General features: G+C 37.1%; 1 protein-coding gene. It reads right to left on the reverse strand.

Translation table 11 applies throughout. The features are described 5' to 3' along the window. Positions 1 to 195 (reverse strand): hypothetical protein (locus HC175_RS23980; protein ID WP_209310113.1); only part of this gene is annotated, 195 nt, incomplete at its 3' end. Positions 196 to 423: the final 228 nt, after the last annotated feature.

Below are 423 nucleotides of genomic sequence, written 5' to 3' on the forward strand. Positions count from 1 at the left end.
TTTCACCTGATAATTAGGTTTTTCATCGATTAGTATAAAAAACAAATCGTTTTTATTAAAAAGCTGCAGATGGACGGCCATAATTTCTAGTGAAGATTTGTAAAAATCCATTAAGAAAAAATAAAGGGGAGAAGAAAGCAAGAGGATCACACGCTGCGCGATGTCATAGGTTTTTCCCCCTTTGTTTACAAGCATTTCCGTCTCTAGTTTAAAAGATCATTATTAATTTTGCGGCAAATGCTCTGGTAACCCTCGTCATTAGCGGATCTTTTGCGGCTAGCGTTGCTATTTTGAATAAACCTGCTTTCATCACAGATTTATTAGTTTGATAGATTTGGACTTGCAGCACTTGCTGTGTTTTCATTCCGGGCGCGAGGAATTATTAGAAATGCCTTCTCCTATAGTAATACAAGGCATCCTAGA

This window comes from Salinimicrobium oceani (assembly GCF_012037645.1).